Annotated in this window: 25 protein-coding genes; 17 read left to right on the top strand and 8 right to left on the bottom strand. The window is 68.0% G+C overall.

From position 1 onward, the window contains the following. The first annotated feature begins 5 nt into the window (after nt 1-5). On the top strand, nt 6-1,004 hold the full coding sequence (locus AB0M15_RS32195) for an acetamidase/formamidase family protein (RefSeq protein ID WP_363826523.1): 999 nt from the start codon (nt 6-8) through the stop codon (nt 1,002-1,004). Here the strand turns inward: AB0M15_RS32195 and AB0M15_RS32190 are convergent. Further along, nucleotides 1,001-1,975, bottom strand: a complete 975-nt coding sequence (locus AB0M15_RS32190) for a TIGR03560 family F420-dependent LLM class oxidoreductase (RefSeq protein ID WP_363826520.1) — start codon at nt 1,973-1,975, stop codon at nt 1,001-1,003. The two genes, AB0M15_RS32195 and AB0M15_RS32190, sit on opposite strands and share 4 nt — an antisense overlap. After that, a complete protein-coding gene (locus AB0M15_RS32185) occupies nt 1,972-2,877 on the bottom strand; it encodes a DMT family transporter (protein ID WP_363826517.1) in 906 nt (301 codons plus the stop codon). Before AB0M15_RS32185 ends, AB0M15_RS32190 begins: the two co-directional genes overlap by 4 nt. Nucleotides 2,878-2,939: 62 nt before the next feature. Here AB0M15_RS32185 and AB0M15_RS32180 point away from each other — a divergent pair, with 62 nt between their 5' ends. Genes AB0M15_RS32180 through AB0M15_RS32170 form a run of 3 tightly spaced genes read left to right on the top strand, consistent with a single transcriptional unit; the run spans nt 2,940 to nt 5,711 of the window. Then, entirely contained in the window at nt 2,940-3,416 is a 477-nt protein-coding gene (locus tag AB0M15_RS32180; protein ID WP_363826514.1) for an Lrp/AsnC family transcriptional regulator, read from the top strand. Between the two features lie 55 nt (nt 3,417-3,471). Next, on the top strand, nt 3,472-4,461 hold the full coding sequence (locus tag AB0M15_RS32175) for a hypothetical protein (RefSeq protein ID WP_363826511.1): 990 nt from the start codon (nt 3,472-3,474) through the stop codon (nt 4,459-4,461). A gap of 35 nt (nt 4,462-4,496) precedes the next feature. Continuing rightward, nucleotides 4,497-5,711 (top strand): pyrophosphate--fructose-6-phosphate 1-phosphotransferase, encoded by a 1,215-nt coding sequence (locus tag AB0M15_RS32170; protein ID WP_363826508.1) that lies wholly within the window; start codon nt 4,497-4,499, stop codon nt 5,709-5,711. Nucleotides 5,712-5,718: 7 nt separating this feature from the next. Here AB0M15_RS32170 and AB0M15_RS32165 read toward each other — a convergent pair whose 3' ends face one another. The 3 genes from AB0M15_RS32165 to AB0M15_RS32155 form a co-directional block, all read right to left on the bottom strand. After that, nucleotides 5,719-6,171: a low molecular weight protein-tyrosine-phosphatase gene (locus AB0M15_RS32165; RefSeq protein ID WP_363826505.1), complete on the bottom strand. Its 453-nt coding sequence runs from the start codon at nt 6,169-6,171 to the stop codon at nt 5,719-5,721. Nucleotides 6,172-6,178: 7 nt separating this feature from the next. Beyond that, entirely contained in the window at nt 6,179-6,565 is a 387-nt protein-coding gene (locus AB0M15_RS32160; RefSeq protein WP_363826501.1) for a phage holin family protein, read from the bottom strand. 92 nt (nt 6,566-6,657) lie between these two features. Beyond that, on the bottom strand, nt 6,658-7,326 hold the full coding sequence (locus tag AB0M15_RS32155) for a GntR family transcriptional regulator (protein WP_328330972.1): 669 nt from the start codon (nt 7,324-7,326) through the stop codon (nt 6,658-6,660). A 170-nt stretch (nt 7,327-7,496) separates the two neighbouring features. On the opposite strand from AB0M15_RS32155, the gene AB0M15_RS32150 reads away from it, so the two are divergent. From AB0M15_RS32150 to AB0M15_RS32130, 5 genes are all read left to right on the top strand, one after another. Beyond that, entirely contained in the window at nt 7,497-9,104 is a 1,608-nt protein-coding gene (locus AB0M15_RS32150) for a phage tail tip lysozyme (RefSeq protein WP_363826497.1), read from the top strand. A gap of 21 nt (nt 9,105-9,125) precedes the next feature. Then, nucleotides 9,126-9,740, top strand: coding sequence for a PEGA domain-containing protein (locus tag AB0M15_RS32145; RefSeq protein WP_363826494.1), 615 nt, complete (start codon nt 9,126-9,128; stop codon nt 9,738-9,740). A gap of 147 nt (nt 9,741-9,887) precedes the next feature. Further along, nucleotides 9,888-10,760, top strand: coding sequence for an arginine deiminase family protein (locus tag AB0M15_RS32140; protein WP_363826491.1), 873 nt, complete (start codon nt 9,888-9,890; stop codon nt 10,758-10,760). Nucleotides 10,761-10,906: 146 nt separating this feature from the next. Further along, entirely contained in the window at nt 10,907-11,986 is a 1,080-nt protein-coding gene (gene hisC, locus AB0M15_RS32135; protein ID WP_363826488.1) for a histidinol-phosphate transaminase, read from the top strand. After that, the gene (locus AB0M15_RS32130; RefSeq protein WP_363826485.1) at nt 11,983-12,726 is read left to right on the top strand and encodes an SDR family NAD(P)-dependent oxidoreductase; all 744 of its coding nucleotides are present in this window, start codon (nt 11,983-11,985) and stop codon (nt 12,724-12,726) included. The genes hisC and AB0M15_RS32130 overlap by 4 nt, the downstream gene beginning before the upstream one ends. 214 nt (nt 12,727-12,940) lie before the next feature. On the opposite strand, the gene AB0M15_RS32125 is transcribed toward AB0M15_RS32130, so the two are convergent. After that, the gene (locus AB0M15_RS32125) at nt 12,941-13,528 is read right to left on the bottom strand and encodes a hypothetical protein (RefSeq protein ID WP_363826481.1); all 588 of its coding nucleotides are present in this window, start codon (nt 13,526-13,528) and stop codon (nt 12,941-12,943) included. 524 nt (nt 13,529-14,052) lie between these two features. Next, nucleotides 14,053-15,000, bottom strand: coding sequence for an EamA family transporter (locus AB0M15_RS32120; protein WP_363826478.1), 948 nt, complete (start codon nt 14,998-15,000; stop codon nt 14,053-14,055). Nucleotides 15,001-15,132: 132 nt separating this feature from the next. Between AB0M15_RS32120 and AB0M15_RS32115 the strand changes: the two genes are divergently transcribed. From AB0M15_RS32115 to AB0M15_RS32100, 4 genes are all read left to right on the top strand, one after another. Beyond that, complete coding sequence (locus AB0M15_RS32115; protein ID WP_363826475.1) at nt 15,133-16,539, top strand: phytase; 1,407 nt, start codon at nt 15,133-15,135, stop codon at nt 16,537-16,539. A 440-nt stretch (nt 16,540-16,979) separates the two neighbouring features. Further along, nucleotides 16,980-18,080, top strand: coding sequence for a pyruvate dehydrogenase (acetyl-transferring) E1 component subunit alpha (gene pdhA / locus AB0M15_RS32110; RefSeq protein ID WP_363827173.1), 1,101 nt, complete (start codon nt 16,980-16,982; stop codon nt 18,078-18,080). Nucleotides 18,081-18,082: 2 nt separating this feature from the next. Next, nucleotides 18,083-19,060: an alpha-ketoacid dehydrogenase subunit beta gene (locus tag AB0M15_RS32105; RefSeq protein WP_363826472.1), complete on the top strand. Its 978-nt coding sequence runs from the start codon at nt 18,083-18,085 to the stop codon at nt 19,058-19,060. Beyond that, on the top strand, nt 19,060-20,412 hold the full coding sequence (locus AB0M15_RS32100; protein ID WP_363826469.1) for a dihydrolipoamide acetyltransferase family protein: 1,353 nt from the start codon (nt 19,060-19,062) through the stop codon (nt 20,410-20,412). The genes AB0M15_RS32105 and AB0M15_RS32100 overlap by 1 nt, the downstream gene beginning before the upstream one ends. Before the next feature lie 78 nt (nt 20,413-20,490). Here AB0M15_RS32100 and AB0M15_RS32095 read toward each other — a convergent pair whose 3' ends face one another. Further along, nucleotides 20,491-21,945, bottom strand: a complete 1,455-nt coding sequence (locus AB0M15_RS32095) for a S8 family serine peptidase (RefSeq protein ID WP_363826466.1) — start codon at nt 21,943-21,945, stop codon at nt 20,491-20,493. A 215-nt stretch (nt 21,946-22,160) separates the two neighbouring features. Between AB0M15_RS32095 and AB0M15_RS32090 the strand changes: the two genes are divergently transcribed. The 4 genes from AB0M15_RS32090 to AB0M15_RS32075 all read left to right on the top strand — a co-directional run bounded on the left by AB0M15_RS32090 (nt 22,161) and on the right by AB0M15_RS32075 (nt 26,159). After that, the gene (locus AB0M15_RS32090) at nt 22,161-22,907 is read left to right on the top strand and encodes a GntR family transcriptional regulator (RefSeq protein WP_363826463.1); all 747 of its coding nucleotides are present in this window, start codon (nt 22,161-22,163) and stop codon (nt 22,905-22,907) included. Next, nucleotides 22,904-24,247 carry an MFS transporter gene (locus AB0M15_RS32085; protein ID WP_363826460.1) on the top strand — a complete coding sequence of 448 codons (1,344 nt, stop codon included), beginning with the start codon at nt 22,904-22,906 and terminating at the stop codon, nt 24,245-24,247. The genes AB0M15_RS32090 and AB0M15_RS32085 overlap by 4 nt, the downstream gene beginning before the upstream one ends. Before the next feature lie 104 nt (nt 24,248-24,351). Further along, nucleotides 24,352-25,338, top strand: a complete 987-nt coding sequence (locus AB0M15_RS32080) for an ATP-binding cassette domain-containing protein (protein ID WP_363826457.1) — start codon at nt 24,352-24,354, stop codon at nt 25,336-25,338. Next, complete coding sequence (locus tag AB0M15_RS32075) at nt 25,335-26,159, top strand: ABC transporter permease (protein ID WP_363826454.1); 825 nt, start codon at nt 25,335-25,337, stop codon at nt 26,157-26,159. The genes AB0M15_RS32080 and AB0M15_RS32075 overlap by 4 nt, the downstream gene beginning before the upstream one ends. The last annotated feature ends 22 nt before the right edge of the window (nt 26,160-26,181 follow it).

Below are 26,181 nucleotides of genomic sequence, written 5' to 3'. Positions count from 1 at the left end.
CGAGCGTGGACATCGTCGAATTCACCCCGTCGAACGAGCAGCTCACCTGGACCTTCGGCGGCGCGGCCCCGCTGCGCCGGGTCAAACCCGGTACGGCGATGCGGCTGTGGACCGAGGACGCGTTCTGCGGCCGGCTCCGCAGTACGACGGATCTGGCCGGCGCCAGCCTCAACATGCCCTTCGTGAACCCGCAGACCGGTCCGTTCTACGTCGAAGGTGCCGAGCCGGGCGACACGCTCGTCCTGCACTTCGTCGAGCTGACCCCGGCCCGCAGCTGGGGCGCCTCCGCGACGATCCCGTTCTTCGGCGGCCTGACCAGCACGGACCGGACGGCGACCCTGCAGGATCCGCTGCCCGAGCGGACCTGGATCTACGAGGTCGACACCGAGCGCCAGACGGTCGGATTCCAGGCGCAGGGCAGCGACCTGGAGCTCGCGCTGCCGATCGAGACGATGCTCGGTACGGTCGGGGTCGCTCCGGCCGCCGGCGAGGTCCGCTCGTCGCTGGTACCGGACGTGTTCGGCGGCAACATGGACACCCCCGAGATGCGGGCCGGCGCGACCTGCTTCCTCCGCGTCAACGTCGAGGGCGCCCTGTTCTCCGTCGGCGACGGCCACTACCGCCAAGGCGAGGGCGAGTCCTGCGGTACCGCCGTCGAGGGCTCGATGAACGTCGTCCTGATCGTCGAACTCCTCAAGACCCCCGGCCCGGCCTGGCCGCGGATCGAGAACGACACCCACCTGGCCGTCGTCGGCTCCAGCCGCCCGCTCGAAGACGCCTGGCGAGCCGGCCAGGTCGACATGGTCGGCTGGCTCGGCGACCTCTACGGCCTCGACAAGCTGGATGCCTACCAGCTGCTCAGCCAGATCAGCGAGGTCCCGCTGGCCAACGTCGTCGACGCCAACTACAGCGTCGTCACCAAGGTCGCCAAGCGGCTGCTCCCCACAGTCGATGCCTACAGCAACATTCACCGGCAGCTGCGCGAGCTGGCCGCCACCCTCTAGGAGAAGGCCGGTACGACGTCCGCCGCGAACCGCTGCAACGGCTCGTGGTCATAGGCGACGCCCGGAATATAGAGGATCACGTACTGGATGCCGGCCTCTTCCAGCTGCTCCAACTGGGTCCGGATCTCTTTGGTGGTGAGGATGTCGGACATGGCGATCGCGCTGCCGGCCGACCCGAGCTCGCGGAACTCGTCCACGCTGTAGCGGCCGCGAGCCCGCGCGGTGGCGGTGACCGGATCGTCGCCGGAGTCGATCGGGAACAGGTTGAGACTGGTGGATTTCACGATCTCGTCGTAGTCGCGGCAGACGGCGTCGCAGTGCTTTCGCAGTACCGACAGTTTGTGCTTGATCGCGTCGACGCGGCCGGTGCCGAAGTTGCAGGCGTCGGCGTACTGCGCGACCAGCTTGAGCGTGACCTGTTCGCCGCCGCCACCGATCAGCAGTGGCGGTTTGCGGCGCGGCTCGACGTACGGCTTGTCCACCGAGTGGTACTTGCCGTGGAAGACCACGTCCTCCTCGGTCCACAGCCGGTGGATCAGCTCGACCGACTCCCGGAACGAGCCCATCCGGTCCCTGATGCTGGTCCACGGATATCCGTACGCCGTCCACTCGTGTTCCGACCAGCCCGCGCCGAGCCCGGTGAACAGCCGACCGTGGCTGGCGACGTCGACGGTGGCGGCCATCTTCGCGTAGAGGGCGGGGTTGCGGTACCCGTTGCAGCCGACCAGCTGGCCGATCTTCACCCTGGTGGTGTCACGGGCGAGGGCGGCTGTCGCGGTCCAGACCTCGAAGACCGTTTCGCGGACGGGTTCGGGCACGGTGTGGAAGTGGTCGAACAGCCAGATCGAGTCCCACGGCCCGGCGTCGGCGGCGCGTGCGACGGCCGTCATCGCTTCCCACTGGTCGACCGGATCGGCCAGCTCAACCAGATCCATCCGCCAGCCTTGCGGTACGAATACTCCGAACTTCATCGAGACTTCCTTCCGGTACTTCGGGAGACGGCGACCCCGCCGAGGCAGAGCGCTCCTCCGATGAGTGCGAGTAGGGCCGGCGTCTCGCCCAGCAACAGCCAGGCGAGCCCGATGGCGACCACTGGGACGGCGTAGACGGTCACGCCCATCCGGCCGGCCGTCGAGCGGCGCAGCGCGTAAGCCCAGGTGGTGAAGCCGAGGGCGGTGGGGAAGGCGCCTAGGTAGATGACCCACCAGATGGTGCTTGCGCTCGCAGTACTGACCTCGCTGGCCAGGGTGGGTGCATAAGGGAGGCAGGCGACCGTGCCGATCATGCAGGCCAGCCAGGTGACCAGTGCAGCGGGTAGACGGGTCAGTAGCGGCTTCTGGGCGACTACCCCGACGGCGTACGAGATGGCGGCGATGAAGCAGAGGATGACGCCCCAGGTCTCGGCGCGGCCGGTGGAGGTCGCAGTACCGATCAGCACTACGCCACCGAAGGCGATCAGGCTGCCGATGATGAGCTGGCGGGGGAAGCCTTCGCCCAGAGTCAGCCCGGCCATCAGGGCGATCAGGAGTGGAGCGATGTGGACCAGCATGGCCGCGGTACCGGCGTCCAGGCGGCGCTCGGCTGCGTTGAGGGTCAGGTTGTAGACGCCGAACCAGAGCAGGCCGCAGGCGAGTAGTGGCGGCCAGTCGCGTCTGGTCGGCCAGCTGGCTCGGGTCGGGCGCTCACGGAAGTACAGGTAGACGCCGAGGAGGACGCTGCCTACCAGTAGGCGGGCGAGGGAGAGCGAGCCGGCCGAGAACTCCGTGCCGGCGTGGCGGATGGCTACGAAGGAGGAACCCCACAGGAGGACGGATACTGCGGCCGCGCCGGTCACCAGCAGGGTCTTGGGAGGAGCTTCCAGGACTGTCGTCACCGTTCTACCCTAGGAAGGTCTTCAGTACTTTCCCATGCAGATATGAAACCTAGAGGCGGGCAATGGTTGCCGGAACGAACGCAGAATCGACAGTTGAGTTTCTGGATGAATTGAATGTCCGGCTGCTCACCGAACTGTCCGCCGACCCGCGGTTGCGAACGACCGAGTTGGCCCGGCGGCTGGGAGTGTCGGCACCGACCGTGCGGGAGCGGGTGACGCGGCTCGAGGAGTCCGGTGTGATCCGTGGGTATCGGCTCGACATCGACCCGGCGGCGCTTGGCCTGCCGGTCGCGGCGTGGGTCCGGCTGCGCCCGGGGCCGGGTCAGATCCCGCGCATCATCGAGCTCGCGCAGCGCACACCCGAGGTCGTCGAGTGCCATCGGATCTCCGGCGAGGACTGCTTCCTGATGCGCGTGCAGGTCGCCGCCATCGCGGGGCTCGAGGAAGTCCTCGACAAGTTCCTCGTCCACGGCCAGACCACCAGCTCCTTCATCGTCTCCAGCCCGATCGAGCCGAGACCGATCAACTTTGGTCAGTGAGGTCGGTGCGTTGGTCCGACGCGGGCGGCTTTGAGGCGCACTAGCGTGCGGCGGTATGAGACGAGTCGCGCCGGCGTTGGGGTTGGCTTTCCTCGCGCCGTTCGTGGGGGAGTTCCTGCTCGGGAATCTGACGCTGGGGGAGCTGGGGATCGGGCTGTTGCTGGCGCCGATGTACGGCGCGGGTGCGCTGCTGATTCGTGAGGTGACCCGGCGTACCGGGCGTGGCTGGCCGACGATGGCGCTGCTGGCGACGGCGTACGCGCTGATCGAGGAAGGGCCGATCGATCAGCTGCTCTGGAACGACTCGTACGCCGGACAGGACCTGCTGCACGGGGATTCGTACCTCCCGGCCGTCGGCATGAGCGTCGAGCTGACCCTGGCGATCATCGCGCTGCACGCCGTCTGGAGCATCAGTGTCCCGATCGCAATCATCGAGACGCTGGCCGGTCCCCGTCGCACTACGCCCTGGTTGCGGACGCCGGGCTTGGTCGTCACCGCTCTCCTCTACGTCGCCGGCGGCGTCTTCGTCTTCTTCGGCAACTACTCGGAAGAGCATTTCCTCGCCTCTCCGGCGCAACTCATCGGAGTTGCCGTCGTCATCGTCGCCTTGGTCGTACTGGCGTTCAGACCGTGCAAGCCTGTGACACCTATCCCGGGTCGAGCGCCGGCGCCGCTGATGGTTGGGGTCGGTGCGCTCGTGGCGACCAGTGCGTACTTGGCGCCGCCTGCTTTCATCAGCGCGGGTTGGTACGAGTGGCCGGGGGTGATCGTGGGGTGCGTGGTCGCCGGGCTCGGGCTCACGCTCATTCCGCGTTGGTCTCGCCAAGACGGCTGGGGACAGGTACAGGTCTTCGCGCTCGCCGCCGGAGCCACCCTCACCTACACCTGGGTGGCCTTCCCGACGCGGCCCGAGAGTGGTGGATCGCCGACGGTGGACCTGATCGGCAACGCGATTTTCGGGCTGGTCGCAGTACTGGTTCTGATGGCTGGTGTCCGAAGGCTGAACCCCAACCAGCGCCAGGAGTGGTCTGCATCACTACGCTGAGGGCGACTTCAGTGACCTCTGGAAGGACCCTGACCATGGCTGCCGACAAGTCCGTCCGCAGAGTTGCCCTTCTCACCGCGGGTGGGCTCGCGCCCTGCCTGTCGTCCGCCGTCGGCGGGCTGATCGAGCGCTACAGCGAAGTTGCGCCCGACGTGGAGATCATCGCCTACCTGAACGGGTACCACGGGCTGCTCAGCGGCCGGCATCTCGACGTCACGCCCGAGGTCCGGGCCAAGGCCGGTCTGCTGCACAAGTTCGGCGGTAGCCCGATCGGCAACAGCCGGGTGAAGCTGACCAACACCGCCGACCTGATCAAGCGCGGCCTGATCCAGGACGGCCAGAACGCGCTGCAGGTGGCGGCCGAGCGGCTGGTCGCGGACGGCGTCGACGTGCTGCACACGATCGGCGGCGACGACACCAACACCACCGCGGCCGATTTGGCGGCGTACCTGCAGGAGCACGACTACGACCTGACCGTGGTCGGCCTGCCGAAGACGATCGACAACGACGTCATCCCGATCAAGCAGAGCCTCGGCGCCTGGACCGCCGCCGAGCAGGGCGCGATCTTCGCGAAGAACGTGATCGCCGAGCACAGCTCGAACCCGCGGATGCTCGTCGTCCACGAGGTGATGGGGCGCAACTGCGGCTGGCTGACGGCCGCGACCGCGGCGGAGTACCGCAAGTGGGTCAAGGCGCAGGAGTGGAACCCGGGGATCGGCCTGGAGGCGGGCGGCTGGGACGTCCACGCCGTGTACGTGCCTGAGGCAACGATCGACCTGGACGCCGAGGCCGAGCGGCTGAAGGCGGTGATGGACGAGAACGACTGCGTCACCATCTTCTTGTCCGAGGGCGCCGGCGTACCGTCGATCGTGGCCGAGCTTGAGGCGCGCGGCGAGGACGTACCGCGGGATCCGTTCGGGCACGTGAAGCTGGACGCGGTCAACCCGGGCGCTTGGTTCGCGAAGCAGTTCGCCGAGCGGATCGGCGCGGAGAAGACGATGGTGCAGAAGAGCGGCTACTTCAGCCGGTCGGCGGCCGCCAACGACGCCGACCTCGCGCTGATCAAGCAGTGCACCGACTACGCGGTCGACGCGGCGCTGCGCGGCGAGAGCGGTGTCGTCGGGCATGACGAGGAGCGCGGCGACGAACTGCGCGCCATCGAGTTCCCCCGGATCGCAGGCGGCAAGGAGTTCGACCCCTCCGTGGAGTGGTTCGCCACCTTGCTGACGGAGATCGGCCAGACCAAGTAGCGAACGGTTAGTGCGAGAGGCGGTCGACCCAGCGGTCGGCCGCCTTTTCGATCTGGTCGAGGACGTCGTCGAAGCCGGCGTCGTCGCCGTAGTACGGATCCGGTACGTCGTCGTCGGCGAACAGCTCGACCGGTACGACGAGGTCGCCGCCGCCGCGCCGGAGCAGCGCGGACAGGTGGCTGGAGTCCATCGCGAGGACCAGATCCCGATCAGCGAACCAGGTGCTGCGGAACTCCTGCGCCCGGTGCGTGCTCCCGTCGTACCCGCGCCTGGCCAGCGCCGCCGCGGCGCGGGAGTCCATCGGGTCGCCGATGTGCCAGCCGCTCGTTCCGGAGCTCGTCACGACCACGTCGTCCACCCCCGCGTCGGCGAGCTTCGCGCGCAGCACGACCTCGCCGATCGGGGAGCGGCAGATGTTGCCCGTGCAGACGACCTCGATCCGCCTCATCGTCGAAGTCATCGCGGGCTCAGTTGATTTCGGCCTTGTCGGGGAGGACGGCGTTGAGCAGCATGCCGACCAGGGTGATGACCAGGGAGCCGAGCAGGGCGGCGCCGAAGCCGGTGACGTGGAACTGGACGTCCAGCTTGCCGGTGATCCACGAGGTGAGCAGCAGCATCAGCGCGTTGATCACGAAGATCAGCAGGCCCAGCGTCAGGATGATGAACGGCAGCGAGACCAGCTTGGCGATCGGCTTCACCACCGCGTTCACGATCCCGAAGATGGCCGCCACGATCAGCAGCGTCAGCACCCGGCGTCCGGTGGTCGAGCCTTCCAGCGTGATGCCGCTGACGACCCAGCTCGCAACCGCCAGCGCGACCGCGTTGGCGAGCAACTTGATGATCAAGTTCTTCATACGTCGATCCTGCCACCCCGGGGTTCATCACACCCGTCCCACGCCGTACGCGGATCCGGCCGGTCCTTCGCTGCGTCGGAGGACGGATGACTTCAGGAGGGCGGGGTGGCGATGGCTTCGAGCAGCGACTCCTCGGCACCGGCCAGGTGCCGGCGGAGCTCCTCGACGCATTCGTCGAGCTCGCCCTTCTCGAGCAGCCGGACGAGTTTGCGGTGCGAGGCGACCTGCTGCTTGGCGTCCTGGCGCAGCGCGTCGACCCGGGCCAGCGCGAGCCTCGCCTCGCCGGTGATCGAGTCGGCGGTGGCGGTCAGCCGCTCGCTGCCGGTGAGCGCGACCAGGCTGCGGTGGATGGCCAGGTGGGTCTCGGTCATCGCCTCGGGGTCGGCGCCCTCCTTGGCGGTCGCGGCGAAGGTGCGCATCGCGGCGCGGACGCGCTCGCGGGCGACCTCGTCGGCGTCGAACCAGGCCCTGATCCCGGCCGACTCGAGCACGAACCGGGCGCGGCAGATGTCCGCCACGGCGGCCGGGTGCAGGATCGCGACGCTGACGCCCTTGTTCGGTTCGCGGACCGCGAGGCCCTCGGTGACCAGCATCGTCATCGCCTCGCGGACCGTACTGCGGGCGACACCGAGCGCCTCGGCCAGCGGCTGCTCGCGCAGCGGGGTGCCGGGCTCGAGGTCACCCGAGAAGAGGGCGGCGCGGAGCGCGTCGACGACCCGGTCCACCGTGGTCGAGCGGTCCACCCGCAGCCGTTCGTACATGCAGCGATTGTCGTCCAGTCAGCCGCCGTTGTCGCGTTCGGCACCCGGCGGCGAGCAGGTCGGCGGTCAACCTGTGGATAACTCTCGACATAATGACCTGGTTTTCGGGCAGTCTTTGACCCAGTGGCCCCTCCTGGCCCGCCCGGAAGAGACACAGCGAGGAGAGCACCGTGGGTGACAGCAAGGCACTGCCGATCATCGGTGGCGTCATGCTCGTGTTCTTCCTGCCGCTGATCATCGTGATCGCGATGATCGTCGGCGTGCTGAGCAGCATGGACAGCGCCGCGGCGTGCACTCCGTCGTCCGGCGCGAGCGAGACCTCGATGGCCTGGCCGACCGACAACCACACCCCCGACCAGGGCTGGGACGACGAGGGCGACGAGACCCACAAGGGCGTCGACTTCGTCGTAGAGAAGGGCAAGAACGTGTACGCCGTCGAGGCCGGCGACGTGATCTCGACCGAGGGTGACTGGATCAAGATCAGCCACGGCGAGGGCCTGGAGACCTGGTACCGGTTCTTCGACACCAAGGCGGTCAAGAAGGGCGACGCGGTCACCCGCGGCCAGGTGATCGGCACGGTGGGCGAGGGCAACGAGGACGCCCCGGGCAAGAGCGGCGCCCACCTGCATTTCGAGGTCTGGGCCGCGTCCGACTCGGACGGCACCGACCTCAAACAGACCGACCCGGCAACCCTCTTCAGCACGACGGACTCCGGCGGCGCGGGCGGCGGCTGCGGCTGCGGCGGCGCCGGCGGTCCGCTGGTCGGCGGCACCAACCAGGAGAAGGCGTTCAACTTCCTGGTCACGAACGGCTACTCCAAGGAGCAGGCGGCCGGAATCGTCGGCAACATGATCCACGAGTCGAGCGTCGAGCCCCAACGACTCAACGGCACCACCTCGGGCGTGAAGACGCCGGCCGCGACGGCCGTCAACCTGGGCAACAAGGCCTGGGGGATCGTCCAGTGGTATCCGGCCAGCAAGGTGATCAACGCGGGCCGTTCGATGGGTGCCACCGACAGCCAGATCGAGACGCTGGAGTTCCAGCTCAACTTCCTGATCCACCAGCTCGACGGCAGTGGCAAGGTGGCGCTGCCGGACGTCGGGACCGCGATGAAGGCGACCAAGACGGTCGACGACGCGGCCTACGTGTTCGCCGCGAAGTTCGAGATCTTCACGACGGACCCGAACGACCCGGAGTACGGGCGGCGCCAAGCCACTGCCCGGGAGGTGTTCAAGACCTTCGGTGGCGGTGCTGCCGAGCCGGGCAAGCCCGGGGCGGGGCCGGCGACGGCGTGTGCGGCGGGTAGTGGCAACATCGCCGCGGTGGCGATCTCGCTGGCCTGGCCGGAGGAGGGGCACGGCCCGGACAAGAGCGACGCGACTCCGGCGTACCAGGCGGCACTGCCGAAGTACAACAGTGACCAGGGTGACCGGGTGTGGAGCGACTGTGGGCGTTTCGTCTCGACCGTGATGCACATGAGTGGCGCCGACCCGGACTATCCGGAGGTGGGCACCAGCGTCCAGGACGCCTACCTGCGCTCCTCGCCGAAGTACCAGGTGATCGACGACATCACCGAGGACCAGTTGCTGCCGGGTGACATCTTCATCGGGGAGGGGCACACCTACCTGTTCGTCGGCAAGTACGGCAAGTACAACTCGGTGGCCGGATCGCTGGGCGGCCACGTCCCGCAGGCCGGGTACGCGTACAACGTCGGCAAGAAGTACCAGTTCGCCGTCGCCCGGCTGAAGAACCAGCCGGCGCCCGAGAAGAAGCCCTAGCCCGATGAGTAGGAGCAGTTGATGGAGGAGGACGGCCGGCGGACGCTGGTGATGGGCGCGGTCGCCCTGCTGGTGATCGTCATCGTGATCGGCGGCGTGCTGATCTGGCGGCACGATCCCAAGGCGGAGCTGACCGTGACGTCGATCCCCAACGACCTCACCCTGACGCTGGACGGCGCGCCGATCGCGGCGAACGGCGCGGTCGACGTCCGGCCGGGCACGCACACCCTGACCGGCGAGCGGGACGGCTTCCAGAGCTACACCCAGACGATCACGGTGCGCGGCAAGGACCCGCTGTCGGTGAAGGTCTACCTCTACGCGAACGGGCCGGTCGGCCGCGAGTGGGGCAAGAACAACCCGGAGCAGGAGCTCGAGACCGAGGCCGAGGCGGGGCGCAAGTACGACGAGATCCAGGGCCGGCTGGCGGAGAAGTACCCGATTCTGGCCCAGCTGCCGTACATCGGGCCCGACTTCAAGGCGACGTACCAGAAGTCGAAGTCGGACCCGACGAATCCCGAGGCGATCTCGGTCAAGATCCTCGTCTACGGTCCCTCCGGCAAGAAGGAAGCGCTCGAGTGGATCGCCGGCAACGGGTGGGATCCCGACTCGCTCGACCTGATCTACACCACCAGCTGAGCCTGCCTCCGGGTGCCGCCTACGCCTGGCCGTCGGCCGAGGCGTAAGTCATGTTGACGCGATCTCGGCCGCCCTGCACACTGACTGATTGTCGGACAATCAGGGGATCGGTCAATTTTGACGGTCCGGAGTCAACGAGGTGAACACATGGGTCAGCCGCTGGGGTGGGGTCGCCGCTATCTGATGGTCCGGCCGGATCATTTCCGGATCGACTACGTGATCAATCCGTACATGTCGACCCAGGACCAGCCCGACCCGGAGCTGGCACTCAAGCAGTGGGACTCGCTGCGGCAGGCGATCGTCGACGCCGGCGGTGAGGTCGAGGTGCTGGCCCAGCGGGACGACTCGCCGGACATGGTCTACGCGATGAACCTGGGCTTCGCCACTGCTCAGGGCAAGGCGATGCTGTCGCACATGCGGTTCGAGCCGCGCCGCAAGGAGTCGCTGACCGCGGCCGAGTGGTTCATGGGCCACGACTTCGAGCTGAAGCGGACCGGCGCCGACGGCATCGGCTCGCACTTCGAGTCGGGCGACGCGTTCGTCTTCGGGGACAGCCTGGTGGTCGGCTACGGCCCACGTACCGAGGCCGGGGCGCTCGAGCACCTGGCGACCGAATGGGGGATCCGGGTCCGCGGCCTGCGCATCCAGCACGAGGGCATGTACCACCTCGACCTGCCGTTCTGCCCGGTCGACAGCACGCACGCGATGGTCTACCCGCCGGCCCTCGACGCCGCCAGCCAGGCCGAGCTGTTCGGCATCGTGCCGGACCCGATCGTGCTCACCGACGAGGAGGCGTTCGCGTTCAGCGGCAACTCCCTGGTGGTCAACGAGACGATCATCATGCCGGCCTGCTCCCCCCGCCTCCGCGACATCCTGACCGGCCTGGGCCTGCGGGTCGTCGTCCTCGACCTGTCCGAGTTCCACAAGGGCGGCGGCTCGGCCCGCTGCATGACCAACCCCCTCGACTTCGACCTCAGCCCCATCGCCGTCCCCGGCGGCGAGGTCATCCTCCCCAGCTAGTGTTCAGGTTGTTTGCTGGACGAATGAGTGGGTGGTTCGGCCAGGTTGATGGGCTGGTGGTGCTGGAATCGTGGGTTTGGTGGGCAATTTGTCCAGTCCGATTTCGCGGGGTTCTAAGCGGGCGGGTATGGAGCTAGCCTGCCGCCATGACGGCTGACAACGAGGTGCGCTTCCGTTCCGTGCTGGATGACGTCGCGGCGTACAAGCCGGGCAAGCCGCCGGAGCGCACTGACGGGCGCCCGTCGTTCAAGTTGTCCAGCAACGAGAACCCGTACCCGCCGTTGCCGGGGGTGCTCGCCGCTGCCACCGAGGCCGCCGGGAACATGAATCGGTACCCGGACATGGGCGCGCTGCCGTTGCTGGAGGCGTTGTCGGAGCGGTTCGACGTACCGGTCACGGATCTGGCCATCGGGACCGGCTCGGTCGCGGTGCTCTACCACCTGCTTCAGGCTGCTTGCGGCGAAGGCGATGAGGTCGTCTACGCGTGGCGGTCGTTCGAGGCATACCCGATCGCGGTGCAGTTGACCGGCGCGACCTCCGTCCAGGTCCCGCTGACCGAGGACGCCCGGCACGACCTCAAGGCGATGGAAGCGGCCATCACCGACCGCACGAAGGTCGTCATGGTCTGTACGCCGAACAACCCGACCGGCCCCGTCGTCCACCGCGACGAGCTGGTCGCCTTCCTCGACGCCGTACCGCGCAACGTGCTCGTCGTACTCGACGAGGCCTACCGCGAGTTCGTCCGCGACACCGAGACGCCCGACTGCACCGAGATGTACCGGGACCGGCCGAACGTGGTCGTCCTGCGGACCTTCTCGAAGGCCTACGGGCTGGCCGGTTTCCGGATCGGCTACGCGATCGGCCATGCGCCGGTGATCGCCGCGATCCGCAAGTGCGCGCTGCCCTTCGGCGTCAGCGAGATCGCCCAGGCGGCTGCTGTCGCGTCGTTGCGCGCTGAGAAGGAGCTGCTGGACCGCGTCGAGGCACTCGTGGTCGAGCGGACCCGGGTCGTCGGCGAGCTGCGTGCGGCCGGCTGGGACGTCCCCGAGACGCACGCGAACTTCGTCTGGATGCCGCTCGGCGACGAGACCCTGGCCTTCGCCGAAGCCGTCCAGGCAGAGGGCGTCTCGGTCCGGCCGTTCCCCGGCGAGGGTGCCCGGGTGACCATCGGCGAGCGCGAAGCCAACGACCTCTTCCTGACGATCGCGTGCGCCTGGCGCCAGTGAGGAACCTGATCTGGATCTCGGGCGCATCCGCCGGGATCGGGGCGGCCTTGGCCGTCAGTACGCCGTACGCGGACGCGCGAGTGATCGACCTGTCCCGGAGGGGTGGAGTGGTCGAGCACTTCGCGGCCGATCTCGCCGACCCGGCCGATTGGGTGCGGGTCGAGGAGCATTTCGCCGCGGAGCTGGCCGGCTTCGACGGCGAGCGGGTGATCTTCGTCCACAACGCCGGGACGGTCGTACCGATCGGAGCGGCCGCGGCGGTTGATGCCGCCGCCTACGCGAAGGCGGTGCTGTTGAACTCGGCGGCGCCGCAGGTGCTCGGGCGGGCGTTTCTGCGAGCGACAGCTGGGCTCGACTGTGAGCGGCAGTTGGTGATGCTGTCGTCGGGTGCCGCGACCAAGGCGTATCCGGGCTGGTCCGCGTACAACGCGGGCAAGGCAGCCGTTGAGCACTGGGTGCGGACGGTCGGGCTCGAGGAGGCGGCGGTTGAGCGGGAGAGCGCCGGCGCAGTGAAGGGTTGCCGGGTGATCGCGGTGGCGCCGGGAGTGGTGGACACGGCGATGCAGGGTGAGATCCGGGCTGTGGACGAGCAGGCGTTCCCCGCTGTCGAGCGGTTCCGTGAGCTCAAGCGCTCGGGCGGGCTGACCACACCCGAGCAGGCCGCGGCCGGGTTGTGGGCCGTCATCCAGGCGCAGTACCCGACCGGGTCGGTGCTCGACCTCCGGGATCTCCCCGCCTGACCCTCGCGCTCGGACGGGTCAACAACGCAATCGCCCGGCCCCCGCTGGGACGGGGGCCGGGCGATCGTCGTACCGAAACTCTTGGAGCCTGAGAAGCGGCACCGGGAAGGAGTGAGGCTTACTTCCCGATGCCGCTTCGAGGTGTTGCTACCGGTTGATCACCCCACCGAGGCGATCTGTCCGGTGTCCATCATCACTACTGACCAGGGAGTGGTCAGTTGTTCTGCTCGGAGTCCTGCTCGCAGGTCTTCAGGATGTCCGTCGTGTTGGCGTCGTTGCCGAAGCCGAGGATGCCGGAGATCGTGTTGACAGCAGCGGCCCCGCCGACGGCGTTGATCGGGACGTTGTTGTGGCAGGCCTGGAACGGGCCGACGTTGTTGCGGCTGACCGAAACGAGGCCGTCGTCGCCGATCCGGTACCACTTGCCGTGGTTGGTCTGCTTCGAGCTCTGCTCGCAGGTCTTCACCGCGGTGGCGTGGTTGTCGTCGTTGTCGATGCCGACGACGCCGACGATGTCGTCAACGGCAGCGGATCCGCCCACGGCGTTGATCGGCACGTCGTTGTGGCAGGCCTGGAACGGGCCGACGTTGTTGTCGTCGACGGCGACCAGACCGCCGTTGTCACGCACGAAGTACCAGTTCTTGCCGCCCTTGGCGTAGCCCTTCAGCGCCGAGGCGTCGGTGACACCGCCGGTGGCCTTGGTGCTGTCGTCGATCATGTTCGCGCTGACGACGGTGGCCAGGCCCAGCGTGGCAACGGTCGCCACTGCCGCTGCAGCGGCGATCTTGCGTGTTACCTGCATTATGCGAGGTTTCCTTTCGGGTATGACGGATTCGTCTTAGTGGGTAACGACGGGTGATGGGGTGGGTTACAAATTTCTTGGCCGCATTTTTGGTTCAGGCGGGAATCCCGGGGTAGCCCATAGCAGGCGAGTGATGGGTTCGTTGCCGCAGCAGGAATCTGTCTCTGACCAGGCAACTTGTCACCCAGGCGGGGCGCACGGCGGCTGGCCGGAGGTGAGCCGCATTCGTTTTCGCCGGGCCGTAACCGATCGGCGGTTTCGTCGTTGTCTGATCGCGGGCGAACGATTGCCCGTCATTCATGGGGTATTTTCGGCGGGCTCGGTGGCCGGCGAAATGGCATTACCATGACGAAACGGATTGTCACGCATCATTGCCGGAGTTTCGCGCCGTGTTTTTTCGGGGCACGGCGCCGGCTCGGCAACACGGACCCGCTGCCGCGCGCATCGGCAGCGGTGGGAGACCCGGGCACCCCATGGGAGCCCGGGTTCTTCCCTTTCCAGGGGTACTTCTCTCTTCGGGGGTACTAAGAGGTGCGGCGCCGCTCGGCGCTGACCACCAGGGCGACACCGACGACGACGATCGCGCCGCCGAGCATGATCTCGGCGGTGACCGGCTCGCTGAGGATCAGCCAGCCGAGCAGTACCGCGACCGCCGGGTTCACGTAGGCGTAGGTGCCGATCAGCGAGATCGGGGCGTTGGCCAGTAGGTAGGAGTAGGCGGAGTACGCCAGCAGCGAGCCGAAGACGACCAGGTACGCGAGGGCGATCCAGCCCTTCGGTTCGATCGCGTCGAGGTGCAGCCGGCCGGGCTCACCCGCCGCTACGCCGATCAGCAGCATCGCCGTGCCGCCGGCGAGCATCTCGTACAGGGTGGCGAGCAGCGGATCCTTGGGGAGCCCGAGTCGCGGGGAGAAGCGGGAGCCGACTGCCCAGCTGATCGTGCCGGCGACCAGGATCGCTACCGAGAGCGGTTTGGCGCTGGTGTCGCCGCCGGACAGGGCGAGCAGGGCGGCGCCGGTGAATCCGATCAGTACGCCGAGCCAGGTCAGCGCGCGCGGGCGCTCGCCGCCGCCGACGCGGAGCAGCATCAGCCAGAGCGGCACCGCGGCGACCAGCAGCGCGGACAGGCCGGACGGCACGGTCTTCTCCGCGATCGCGACGGCGCCGTTGCCCAGGGCAAGGAGTAGTAGCCCGACGACGGCCGCGCCGAGGAGCTCCCGGCGGGTGACGCGGAGCCTGGTGACGCCCGACTTGAGGGCGAGGAACGCGGCGAGCAAGACGGCTGCCGCCAGGAAGCGGGTGCCCATCCCGAGCATCGGCGGGATGTGTGCCTCGACGACGATCCGGATGCCGAGGTAGGTCGAGCCCCAGATGACGTAGACCACCGCGAGCGCCGACCAGATCATCGCCGCCGAGGCCGGCTTGCCGGTGGCCTCCGGTAGTACTGCAGGCGCTGGCGCGGCGGCGGTCATCGCGGTTCCTCTCGATTGTCATGGGTCAAATGCACGAACGATGCTGACACTAACTCCGCCCCACACCACCCCACAAGCCACTTTTCACCTGCTGGTCCACCCCCGGTCACCGACACCCACCAGCCTGACCCCATGCGCATCCCACTCGCCGTCCTGTTGACGGCTGCCGCCGCAACTGCACTCGCCTCGCCTTCGGCATCGGCCCAGAAAGAGGAGGTGCGAGAGGCGCCGCCCCTGGTGCTGGGTGGCGCGTCGGCCGCGGCTCCGCCGCGAGCCGCGCTGGTCACGAGCTCGGCGCTGGTCACGAGTTCGGCGCTGGTCACGAGTTCGGCGCTGGCCGCGAGTTCGGCGCCGGCTTCGCAGCGGGCCGGGCAGCCCTCGCGCTTGGCGGAAGTACGAGCTGTGGCTGAGACGGCGCCGAACTGGGATGACGAAGCCGGTGGGGATGCGAATGCGGATGATCCGGGGATCTGGGTGAATCCGCGGGTGGCGGCTAAGAGTGTGGTGTTGGGGACGTTGAAGAACGGTGGGTTGACGGTCTTCGATCTGAGCGGCAAGGAGCTGCAGCATGTGGCTACTGCGCCGGATGGGCGGTTCAACAACGTTGACCTTGTTATTGGGGTCTTCGTCGGGGGCAAGCGGCGGGACCTGGCCGTGGTGAGTGATCGTGGGTTGGACAAGTTGCGGGTGTATGCGGTCGACCAGCGCGGGTCGGATGCCAAGGACAAGGTGCTGACGGATGTCACCAGTCCCACAGCTCCTCTCGTTTTCAGTAGGGACGACGCGGAGGTCGAGGAGCAGCGGACGGCGTACGGCGTCGCGGCCCTCAACCTCGGTGGTCAGGCGTTCGTCGCCGTCAGTCGTCGCAGCGAGACGCGGATCGGGCTCTTCCGGCTGGTCGCCGATCGCACGGGCAAGATCAGCTACCAGGCCGTGAAGCAGCTCGATCTGCCCTCGACCTTCCAGTTGTCCAACGGTTCGACCTGGTCACCATGTGAGGACCCGGGCGACCGCCCGCAGATCGAGGGCATGGTCTTCGACCAGACGACGGCCACTCTGTACGCCGCCCAGGAGGACATCGGCATCTGGAAGATCCCGCTCGCCGGCCGGCCCACCTTGCTGGAGAAGACCCGCGAATTCGGCCAGCCCGGGGCGTACGACGAGGAGACCGAGGAGTGCGCGCCCACCGGCCCGGTCTCGAAGGACGGCGGCAAGCATCTCAGCGCCGACGCGGAAGGCCTGACGATCGCCTACCGCGGCGCCGCCAAGACCCTTTACGCGTCGAGCCAGGGCGACTCCACCTTCGCGAACTACCGGATCACCGCGAAGGGCCTCGAGTACCGCAACGGTTTCAAGGTCGTCGACGGCGCGGCCACGGACGGTGTACAACACAGTGACGGTGCCGCGGTGACGACGAAGCCGCTCGGCCCGCTCTTCCCGCACGGCCTGCTTGCCGTGCATGACGGCGAGAACACCCCCGGTGACGGCGACCGGGAGGGGACCAACTTCAAACTGGTACGCCTGGAGCAATTGCCCTGATCGAGACCGGTTTGTGACGCAGATCGCACAAAACCTCTCGGTAGGGTCACAGACCGGTGATTTAAGCCTGACGACAGTCAGAGATATGACCAGTGGCTGGACTGGTGTCTCATCGCGAGACGGCTTTCGGTACCGCCGTACAAGTCCGCGTCCAGACAGTTAGCGCAACAGCAACCTGCTGGGTACGGTGTCCGGCAAGATGGGCAGTGATACCAGTGAGGAGGTTCACTGCCGAGCGGTGAGTACCACCCTGCATCAACCTGGATCCACGCGGTCCCGCCTGCGAAGCCTCACCCGGCTGGCTGGGCCGGGGCCCGTGCAACGTGCGGTCGCGGCGATCCCGCGCTCGAACCCGAGGAGTGCATGTGAGTGAGTCGGTGCCGGGCCTTGCCCCGGAAGTGTTCGCGCCCGTCGAGGCGCCGGTCAGTCCCTCGCAGCCGTTGGAGGAGGTCGAGTTCGTCCAGCTGCTGACGCCGGAAGGTGAGCGCGTCGAGCACCCGGACTACTCGTTCGACCTCGACGACGAGGCGATCAAGGGCTTCTACCGGGACATGGTCATGGTTCGCCGGATCGACACCGAGGCGACCGCGCTACAACGGCAGGGCGAGCTGGGCCTGTGGGCCTCGCTGCTCGGCCAGGAAGCCGCTCAGATCGGCTCCGGCCGCGCGCTGCACACCAACGACATGGTCTTCCCGACCTACCGCGAGCACGGCGTCGCCTGGTGCAAGGGCGTCAACCCGCTGAACCTGCTCGGCCTGTTCCGCGGCGTCGACCAGGGCGCCTGGGATCCGCGCGACAACAACTTCCACCTGTACACGATCGTGATCGGCGCCCAGACGCTGCACGCGACCGGGTACGCGATGGGCCAGCAGCGCGACCACGCGGTCGGCGACGAGAACGGCGAGGCGACGATCGCGTACTTCGGCGACGGCGCGTCCAGCCAGGGCGATGTGAACGAGGCCTTCATCTACGCCTCGGTCTTCAACGCGCCGGTGGTGTTCTTCTGCCAGAACAACCAGTGGGCCATCTCGGAGCCGATCGACAGGCAGACCCGGATCCCGCTGTACCAGCGCGCGGCCGGCTTCGGTTTCCCCGGCGTCCGCGTCGACGGCAACGACGTCCTGGCGACGTACGCGGTCACCCAGCAGGCGCTCAAGCGCGCTCGCGAGGGCAGCGGCCCGACGCTGGTCGAGGCGTACACGTACCGGATGGGTGCCCACACCACCTCCGACGACCCGACGAAGTACCGGCTGTCGGAGGACCTGGAGTACTGGAAGCTGAAGGACCCGATCGAGCGCGTGAAGGCCTACCTGGCCCGCTCGATCGGTGTCGAGCACGAGTTCTTCGAGCAGATCGAGGCCGAGGCCGATCAGGTCGCCGCGACGCTGCGCGCGGGCTGCCTGGCGATGCCCGACCCGAAGATGACCGACTTCTTCGAGCACGCGTACGTCGAGCAGACCCCGCAACTGGTCGAGCAGCGGGCGCAGTACGACGCCTATGCCGCCTCCTTCCAAGACGGATACAGCGAAGGGGAGCAGTGATCATGGCGAAGATCAGCCTGGGCAAGGGCATCAACCAGGGCCTGCGGGCCGCCATGGAGAAGGACCCGAAGGTCCTGATCATGGGTGAGGACATCGGCAAGCTCGGCGGCGTCTTCCGGGTCACCGAGGGGCTGCAGAAGGACTTCGGCGAGGACCGGGTGATCGACACCCCGCTGGCCGAGTCCGGCATCATCGGCACCGCGGTCGGCCTGGCGCTGCGCGGCTACCGGCCGGTGTGTGAGATCCAGTTCGACGGGTTCGTCTTCCCGGCGTACGACCAGATCATCAACCAGGTCGCCAAGATGCACTACCGGTCGATGGGCAAGCTGAAGATGCCGATCGTGATCCGGATCCCGTTCGGCGGCGGCATCGGCGCGGTCGAGCACCACTCGGAGTCGCCGGAGACGCTGTTCGCGCACGTCCCGGGGCTCAAGGTGGTCGCGGCCGGCGACCCGGTCGACGCGTACTGGATGATCCAGCAGGCGATCGCGACCGACGACCCGGTGGTGTTCTTCGAGCCGAAGCGCCGGTACCACGAGAAGGCGGAGCTGGACGAGAGCGCCGGGGCGGCGTACCCGCTGTTCAAGGCGAAGGTGGTCCGCGAGGGCACCGACGCGACGCTGTTCTGCTACGGCCCGATGGTGAAGACCTGTCTGCAGGCGGCCGAGGCGGCGCTCGAGGACGGGCGCAACCTGGAGGTCGTCGACCTGCGCTCGATCGCGCCGCTGGATCTGGCGACGATCTTCGCGTCGGTCAAGAAGACCCGGCGTGCTGTCGTCGTGCACGAGGCGCCGCTGTCGCTCGGCCCGGGCTCGGAGGTCGCCGCGCGGGTCAGCGAGGAGTGCTTCTACCACCTCGAGGCACCGGTACTGCGGGTCACCGGGTTCGACACCCCCTATCCGCCCTCGCGGATGGAGGAGGAGTACCTGCCCGACCTGGACCGGGTGCTCGACGCCGTCGACCGGGTGATGGGGTACTGATGGGCATCCAGCAGTTCCGCCTCCCGGATGTGGGAGAAGGCTTGGTCGAGGCCGAGATCGTCAGCTGGAAGGTCAAGGTCGGCGACACGGTCAAACTCAACGACACCGTCGTCGAGATCGAGACCGCCAAGTCCCTGGTCGAACTCCCTGTTCCCTTCGCCGGCGTCGTCGCCGAACTCCTCGTCCCCGAGGGCGAGACCGTCGACGTAGGCACCCCGATCATCTCCGTCCAGACGGAGGACGCAGGCAGCCCCGAAGACCTCGTCCCGTCGATCCCCGACGAAGACACCATCGAACCAGGCAAGATCGGCGGCACCGCCCCCGGCGGCCGCACGGCGGTCCTGGTCGGCTACGGCCCCAAAACCACCGAAGCAAAGCGCCGCCCCCGCAAGGGCGGAGCACCGGTTGTCGCAGTAGAAGAAGTAGTAGTGGTTCCTGAGCCGGAACCTGTAGCGGTTGTTGCTCAGGGCAACGAGGCGAGCGTGCATGTGCTGGCCAAGCCGCCGGTGCGGAAGTTGGCGAAGGATCTGGGGATCGATCTGGCTGCTGTCACGGCTACCGGGCCGGGTGGGATCATCACCCGGGCTGATGTCGAGGGCCACACGTCGGCCGCGCCGGCTCAGGTGGTTGCGGCTGCTCCTGTGATCAGTGCGCAGGGGGACACCCGGATTCCGATCAAGGGTGTTGTGAAGGTGATGGCTCAGGCGATGGTGAGCAGTGCGTTCACCGCGCCGCACGTGACCGAGTGGATCACCGTCGACGTGAGCGCCACGATGGAGTTGGTGGAGCGCCTCAAGAAGGACAAGGCGTTCAAGGAGTTGCGGGTCTCGCCGTTGCTGATCGTCGCCAAGGCGGTCACCCTGGCGGCCCGGCGGACGCCGATCATCAACGCCACCTGGGACGAGGCCAACCAGGAGATCGTGATCAAGAGCGCGGTCAACCTCGGCATCGCCGCGGCCACCCCGCGCGGGCTGATCGTGCCGAACATCAAGTCGGCCGAGTCGCTCACCCTGCCCGAGCTGTGCGGCGCCCTGAACGACCTGGTAGCCGTCGCCCGCGAGGGCAAGACCCAGCCGGCCGACCAGGCCGGTGGCTCGTTCACGATCACCAACGTCGGCGTCTTCGGCGTCGACGCCGGTACGCCGATCATCAACCCCGGCGAATCCGCGATCCTCGCCTTCGGCGCGGTCCGCAAGCAGCCCTGGGTGGTGGACGACGAGATCGTGCCGCGCTGGATCACCACGCTCGCACTGTCCTTCGACCACCGCCTGATCGACGGCGAGAAGGGTTCCACCTTCCTCGCCGACGTAGCGGCCATCCTCGAGGACCCGGCCCGCGCACTGATGTTCTGAGACGACAAAAGGAGAGAGGGGATCCCGGGCGGGGGATCCCCTCTCTCTGTCTTTGTGGTCCCTCGGGGAGGGATCAGATCAGTACTTCTTGATGCCGTCCAGGGCGTCGACCAGGCCTTCGCCGAAGAAGGCGTTGTTGGCGGTGGTGCCGGTGCAGCGGGCGTCGACGACGGCGGGGCAGGCCTGGTCGTCGGCGTCGACTCGCAGGGCCTTCTCGATCTCGGCCGGCTTCAGCCACGGGCGGGACGACTTGATCAGCGCGGCGACGCCGGTGACGTGCGGGGACGCCATCGAAGTACCGCTGGCCGTGCCGTACCGGTTGCCGGGCAGCGTGGACAGGATGCTGCTGCCCGGCGCGGCCACGTCGATCTTGTTCAGGCCGTAGTTGGAGAAGCTGCTCTTCGCCTTGGTGTTGGTGGTGCTGGCGACCGTGATGACGCCCGGGAGCTCGGTCGGGATGTCCAGGCAGTCGTTGTTGATCGTCCTGGTCACCGGGGTGGTGTCGTTCGGGCTGGCGGAGTCGGTGGTCTTGTTCGCCAGGTCGTAGTTCGAGTTGCCGGCGGCCGCGACCGAGAGCACACCCTTGCTGGTGGCGAACGCGACGGCCCGGCGTACTGCCTCCTGGACCGCGCCCTGGTCGGGGTCGTTGGCGCACCAGAACTCGAACGGGTCGATGAAGTAGCTGTGGTTGGTGACGTCCATCTTGTGCTCGGCCGCCCAGACGAACCCGCAGATCGAGTACTCCGGGTAGATGAAGCCGTCGTCGTTCACGACCTTCACCGACGCGATCCGGACACCCGGCGCGACCCCGACGATGCCGACGCCGTTACGGGCGGCGGCGACGGTGCCGGCGACGTGCGTGCCGTGCGAGCTGGTGGTCGGCCGCCACGCGCCGGGCGTGGTGTCCGGTACGCCGTTGTTGACGCAGTTGACCGAGTCGGCGGCGTCGAAGTTCGGCGCCAGGTCCGGGTGGGTGTCGTCGACGCCCGAGTCGTTGATGCCGACCAGGACGCGGTGGGTGCCGTCGGTGACCTTGTGGGCCTGGTCCGCCTTGATCTGGACCATGTCCCACTGCTCGCCCTCACGCGGGTCGAGCACCGGGGTGGCCTCGCCGGCCTGCAGCCCCTTGGCGGCGGCCTGAGCGGGCTTCGCCGCACCGACCGGGCCTTCCGAGACGGCCGCGGTGCGGGTGGCGCCGACCGACTGGACGCTCTTGCCGTTCTTGCCGAGCTTCACGTCGGTACGGAAGGTGGTGCTGGTCGACTGCGCGATGATCACGCCGAGGTCCTCGTACGACTGCACGACGGTGCCGCCGGCCGCCTCGATCGCCTGCTCGGCCCGGTCGACGTGGATCGCCACGGGCTTGGTGTTGACCACGTAGTTCATCAGGATGCCCGGTGCGGCCGCGGCCGCACCGGATCCGGTGGCGGAGACAGGGGTGGCGTGGGCGGCGGCGGTGCCGGCGCCGGCGAACGCCAGGGCCACGACGGCCAGGCCTGCGCTCAGCCGGCGGGTACGCGAGCGTGGGGTCAAGACAATCTCCTCATCAGGGGCGATCGGACGGGAACGCTGGCCGAACTCTAGAACGCATCGCGGCGCCACGGGCCGATCGACTCGGAAAGCACGGGAAACCCTTCATCCACAACAGCCCACATCTGTGGACCAACCTGTGGATAACTCGGTGGGTGGGAATGAAACGAGCGCTGGATTCTGTTGCGTGTAAGATAGATACAACAGAGATACGTGACGTGAGGGGTGTTGTGGGTAGCGGGGTGCCCGGCGACGAGCCGGTGAGTGGGTTGGTGTTGGGTGACGAGACGACGGAGATCGCACGGATAGTCGCGGACGCGGCGCCGGGGGTGGAGAAGATCCCCGCGGCAGAGCGCGTCTACGCCTACGTGAAGGCAGCGATCCTCGACCGGGTCTACCCGGGCAACGAGTTGCTGACCGAGGGGGAGCTGGCGACCGCGGTCGGAGTCTCCCGTACTCCGGTCCGCGAGGCGCTGCTCCGGCTGGAGGAATCCGGCCTGGTGAAGCTGTACCCGAAGAAGGGCGCGCTCGTCCTGCCGGTGCTGGCCCAGGAGGTCAACGACGTCCTGGAAGCGCGCGAGCTGATCGAGACGCACGCCGCGGCGAAGGTCTGGCCGCGCCGCAGGCAACTGGTCGACAAGCTGGTCCCGCTGGTCCAGGAGATGCGCACGCACCGCAAGGCCGGTGACGCGAAGGCGTTCCTGGTCGCCGACCGGGTCTTCCACGAGGCGATCGTCGGTGCCGCGGGCAACGAGATCCTGGCCAAGCTCTACAACAGCCTGCGCGACCGCCAGGTCCGGATGGGCGTGCCCGGGATCGAGATGCAGCCGGCCCGGATGGACAAGTCCATCGCCGCGCACCAGGAGATGATCGACGCGCTCGGCGGCAACAGCGCCAAGCGCTTCCGCGAGCTCGTCATCGACCACATCCACGTCGCCGCGACGGATCTGCGGGGCGGGCAGTGACCGAACTCCTCTTCCCCCTGGGCGGTCGGCGAGCCTGGGCGGTGTGGGCCACTGCTGTCTTCACCTACCTGGTGACTGTGCTGCACCGCGGCTCGATGAGCGTCGCCGGCCTGCAAGCGGCCGAGCGCTTCCACATCTCCGCCTCCGCCCTGGCGAGCTTCACGGTCGTCCAGCTGACCGTGTACGCCGCGATGCAGGTCCCGGTCGGCATCCTGCTGGACCGGTACGGCTCGAAGCGGCTGCTGATCGCCGCCTCGGGTCTGCTGTTCGCGGCGCAGTCGGCGTTCAGCCTGGTCGACTCCTACCCGGCGGCGCTCGCTGCCCGGGCGGTGCTCGGCGTCGGCGACGCGCTGGTCTTCATCAGCGTGCTGCGGGTCGTGATGTCGTGGTTCCCGGCGCTCAAGCAGCCCGTGATGTCGCAGGTGACAGGCATGCTCGGTGGCCTCGGCGCGATCGTGTCGACGGTGCCAATGGCTGCTGCGTTCCACGCGTTCGGTTGGACGCCCACCTTCGCCGGTGCGAGCCTGCTCAGCCTGGTGGCCGGACTGGCCGTCCTCTTCCTGCTGAAGGACAGCCCGTACGACGTATCGCCCCACCGCACCAAGCAGCCGCTCTCCCTGGTACGCCGGAACCTCCGTCGCGCCTGGCGTGAGCCAGGCACCCGCCTCGGACTCTGGACGCACTTCACCACGAGCTTCTCGGGTGGCACGTTCGGTCTGCTCTGGGGCTACCCGTTCCTGGTCCAGGGACAGGGCGTCGCACCGACGACGGCTGCGGCGATGCTCATCCTGCCGGTGCTGGCCGGGTTCTGTTACGGCCCGCTGGTCGGCCGGTACGCCGCGAAGTTCCCCTTCTACCGTTCCTGGATCGTGCTGGCCGTGATCGCCGGCTCCGTGCTGATGTGGACCATCGTGCTCGCCTGGCCCGGCCGCGCTCCGATGCCGGTACTGCTCCTGCTGATCATCGTGCAGGCGGCCGGAGGTCCCGGGTCGATGCTGGGCCTGGACTACGCCCGGACGTTCAACCCGACGACCCGCTTCGGCGCGGCCAACGGGATGGTCAACACCGGTGGCTTCATCGCCATGCTGATCTGTATCGGCATGGTCGGCATCCTGCTCGACGCCTCCTCGGGCGGCGCCCCGCAGACCCTCGGTGACTTCAAGACCGCACTGGCCTTCCAGTACGTCCTCTGGACGATCGGCACCATCCAGATCCTCCGCTATCGCCGCCGCGCCCGCGCGACGCTGGCCCGGTACAACCCGGACGTCTACGAAGCGCTCCGCGCCAACCAGATCGTCCCGCTCAAGGCCGACACCGCGGAGCTCACGAAGGTCAGCTGAGACAGTCCTGACAGCGCCTGGCACGGGCTACCAGTCCAGTGCCAGGCGCCTGTCAGCGCTTGGGCGCACGGTTGTCCCAGTAGCACTCATCTGGGAGGAACCAAATGTCCACCGATACCAACGTCGCCATCTCGGCCGAGGGTCTGGTCAAGAAATATGGCAGTACCACCGCGCTGGACGGCGTGGACCTGACGGTGCCGACCGGCACTGTGCTCGGGGTCCTCGGGCCGAACGGCGCAGGCAAGACCACCGCGGTCCGGATCCTCGGTACGCTGCTGCGGCCGGACGCCGGGCATGCGACCGTCGGCGGGTTCGACGTCATCCGGCAGGCGCCGCGAGTCCGCGAGATCATCGGGCTGACCGGGCAGTACGCCTCGGTCGACGAGGACATGTCGGGCCGCCGCAACCTGGTCATGATCGGCCGGCTGCTCGGCCTGCCGCGGGCTCAGGCCAAGGCGCGGGCGACCCAGCTGCTGGACCGTTTCGAGCTGTCCGACGCAGGGGATCGGATCGCCAAGACGTACTCCGGCGGCATGCGCCGTCGCCTCGACCTGGCCGCGAGCCTGGTCGGCAACCCGAGCATCCTCTACCTGGACGAGCCGACGACCGGACTCGACCCGCACGCTCGCAACGGGGTGTGGGACACCATCCGCAACCTGGTGCTCGACGGTACGACGGTGCTGCTGACCACGCAGTACCTCGAAGAGGCCGACGCGCTGGCGGACTCGCTGCTGGTGTTCGACAAGGGCCGGGTGGTCGCCGAGGGGCGGCCGGCCGAGCTCAAGGCGCAGGCCGGCAAGCAGTCGCTCGACGTCCGGCCGGCCGAGCCGGGTCACCTGGAGCGGGTCGCCGCGATCGTCTCCGAATCCGTCGGTACCCGGCCGACCGTCGACGTGGTGAACGCTGTCGTCAGCGTGCCTGTCTCGGACGGTACGTCGATGCCCGTGGTGGTCCGCCGGCTCGACGAGGCCGGGATCGCCGTCACCGAACTGTCCCTGCGGCTGCCGAGCCTGGACGAGGTCTTCCTCGCCCTGACCGGGCACGCCGCCGAAGAATCGCCCGCCGACGTCCTGGAAGGAGCGGTCCGATGAGCACCGCGACACTCGAAGTACCAGCTGCTCACGCGGCCCGCCGGTCCAGGCCGTTCGCCTGGGTCGAGCAGAGTCTGACGCTGGCCTGGCGCAACATCGTCCGGATCCGGCAGAACCCCGAAGCGCTGGCCGACGTCACGTTCCAGCCAATCATCTTTCTGCTGCTGTTCTTGTTCGTCTTCGGTGGCGCGGTTGTCGCCAAGACGGGTGGTACCTGGCACGACTATCTGCCGATGCTGCTGCCTGGGGTGCTGGTGCAGTCGGTGGTGTTCTCGACGATGGGTACCGGGGTCGGCCTGAACGACGACTTCGCCAAGGGGGTCTTCGATCGGTTCCGCAGCTTGCCGATCTCGCGGATCTCACCGCTGATCGGTGCGGTGCTCGGCGATACCGTCCGCTACCTGACCTCGGTCGTGATCTTGATGGTGTCCGGCTTCGCGCTCGGCTTCCGGTTCGAGAACGGGCTGCTGTACGGCGTACTCGCCTGCCTGCTGGTGCTCAGCTTCGCGCTGGCGCTGTGCTGGGTGTGGGTCTGGCTCGGGCTGACGATGAAGACGGCCCAGGGGGTCCAGGGGGTCGCGTTCCTGGTGATGTTCCCGCTGACGTTCGGCAGCAACGTCTTCGTCGACGCGAGCACTCTGCCGGACTTCATGCAGTCCTGGGTGAAGGTCAACCCGATCACCTACCTGGTGGACGCGATGCGCGGCCTGATGCTCGGCGGCGACATCCAGAAGCCCCTGCTGATCACCTTCGCCTTCATGGCCGGAGTAGTAGCAGTCTTCGCCCCCCTAGCCCTCCGCGCCTACCGCCGCCGGGTCTGACCCCGCGCCGGCCGCCCGCCTA

The sequence above is a fragment of the Kribbella sp. NPDC051718 genome, from assembly GCF_040681515.1.
Classification (GTDB): Bacteria; Actinomycetota; Actinomycetes; order Propionibacteriales; family Kribbellaceae; genus Kribbella.
This window is presented reverse-complemented; position numbering and strand designations above follow the sequence as displayed.

What these genes read in the sequence shown, in the direction of transcription:
- AB0M15_RS32165 (WP_363826505.1), bottom strand. Translation starts at nt 6,171, where the DNA reads ATGACTTCGACGATGAGGCGGATCGAGGTCGTCTGCACGGGCAACATC.
- AB0M15_RS32075 (WP_363826454.1), top strand. Translation starts at nt 25,335, where the DNA reads ATGAGCACCGCGACACTCGAAGTACCAGCTGCTCACGCGGCCCGCCGG.
- AB0M15_RS32180 (WP_363826514.1), top strand. Translation starts at nt 2,940, where the DNA reads ATGGTTGCCGGAACGAACGCAGAATCGACAGTTGAGTTTCTGGATGAA.
- AB0M15_RS32175 (WP_363826511.1), top strand. Translation starts at nt 3,472, where the DNA reads ATGAGACGAGTCGCGCCGGCGTTGGGGTTGGCTTTCCTCGCGCCGTTC.
- AB0M15_RS32190 (WP_363826520.1), bottom strand. Translation starts at nt 1,975, where the DNA reads ATGAAGTTCGGAGTATTCGTACCGCAAGGCTGGCGGATGGATCTGGTT.
- AB0M15_RS32145 (WP_363826494.1), top strand. Translation starts at nt 9,126, where the DNA reads ATGGAGGAGGACGGCCGGCGGACGCTGGTGATGGGCGCGGTCGCCCTG.
- AB0M15_RS32080 (WP_363826457.1), top strand. Translation starts at nt 24,352, where the DNA reads ATGTCCACCGATACCAACGTCGCCATCTCGGCCGAGGGTCTGGTCAAG.
- AB0M15_RS32105 (WP_363826472.1), top strand. Translation starts at nt 18,083, where the DNA reads ATGGCGAAGATCAGCCTGGGCAAGGGCATCAACCAGGGCCTGCGGGCC.
- AB0M15_RS32115 (WP_363826475.1), top strand. Translation starts at nt 15,133, where the DNA reads ATGCGCATCCCACTCGCCGTCCTGTTGACGGCTGCCGCCGCAACTGCA.
- AB0M15_RS32155 (WP_328330972.1), bottom strand. Translation starts at nt 7,326, where the DNA reads ATGTACGAACGGCTGCGGGTGGACCGCTCGACCACGGTGGACCGGGTC.
- AB0M15_RS32140 (WP_363826491.1), top strand. Translation starts at nt 9,888, where the DNA reads ATGGGTCAGCCGCTGGGGTGGGGTCGCCGCTATCTGATGGTCCGGCCG.
- AB0M15_RS32170 (WP_363826508.1), top strand. Translation starts at nt 4,497, where the DNA reads ATGGCTGCCGACAAGTCCGTCCGCAGAGTTGCCCTTCTCACCGCGGGT.
- AB0M15_RS32125 (WP_363826481.1), bottom strand. Translation starts at nt 13,528, where the DNA reads ATGCAGGTAACACGCAAGATCGCCGCTGCAGCGGCAGTGGCGACCGTT.
- AB0M15_RS32160 (WP_363826501.1), bottom strand. Translation starts at nt 6,565, where the DNA reads ATGAAGAACTTGATCATCAAGTTGCTCGCCAACGCGGTCGCGCTGGCG.
- hisC (WP_363826488.1), top strand. Translation starts at nt 10,907, where the DNA reads ATGACGGCTGACAACGAGGTGCGCTTCCGTTCCGTGCTGGATGACGTC.
- AB0M15_RS32100 (WP_363826469.1), top strand. Translation starts at nt 19,060, where the DNA reads ATGGGCATCCAGCAGTTCCGCCTCCCGGATGTGGGAGAAGGCTTGGTC.
- AB0M15_RS32120 (WP_363826478.1), bottom strand. Translation starts at nt 15,000, where the DNA reads ATGACCGCCGCCGCGCCAGCGCCTGCAGTACTACCGGAGGCCACCGGC.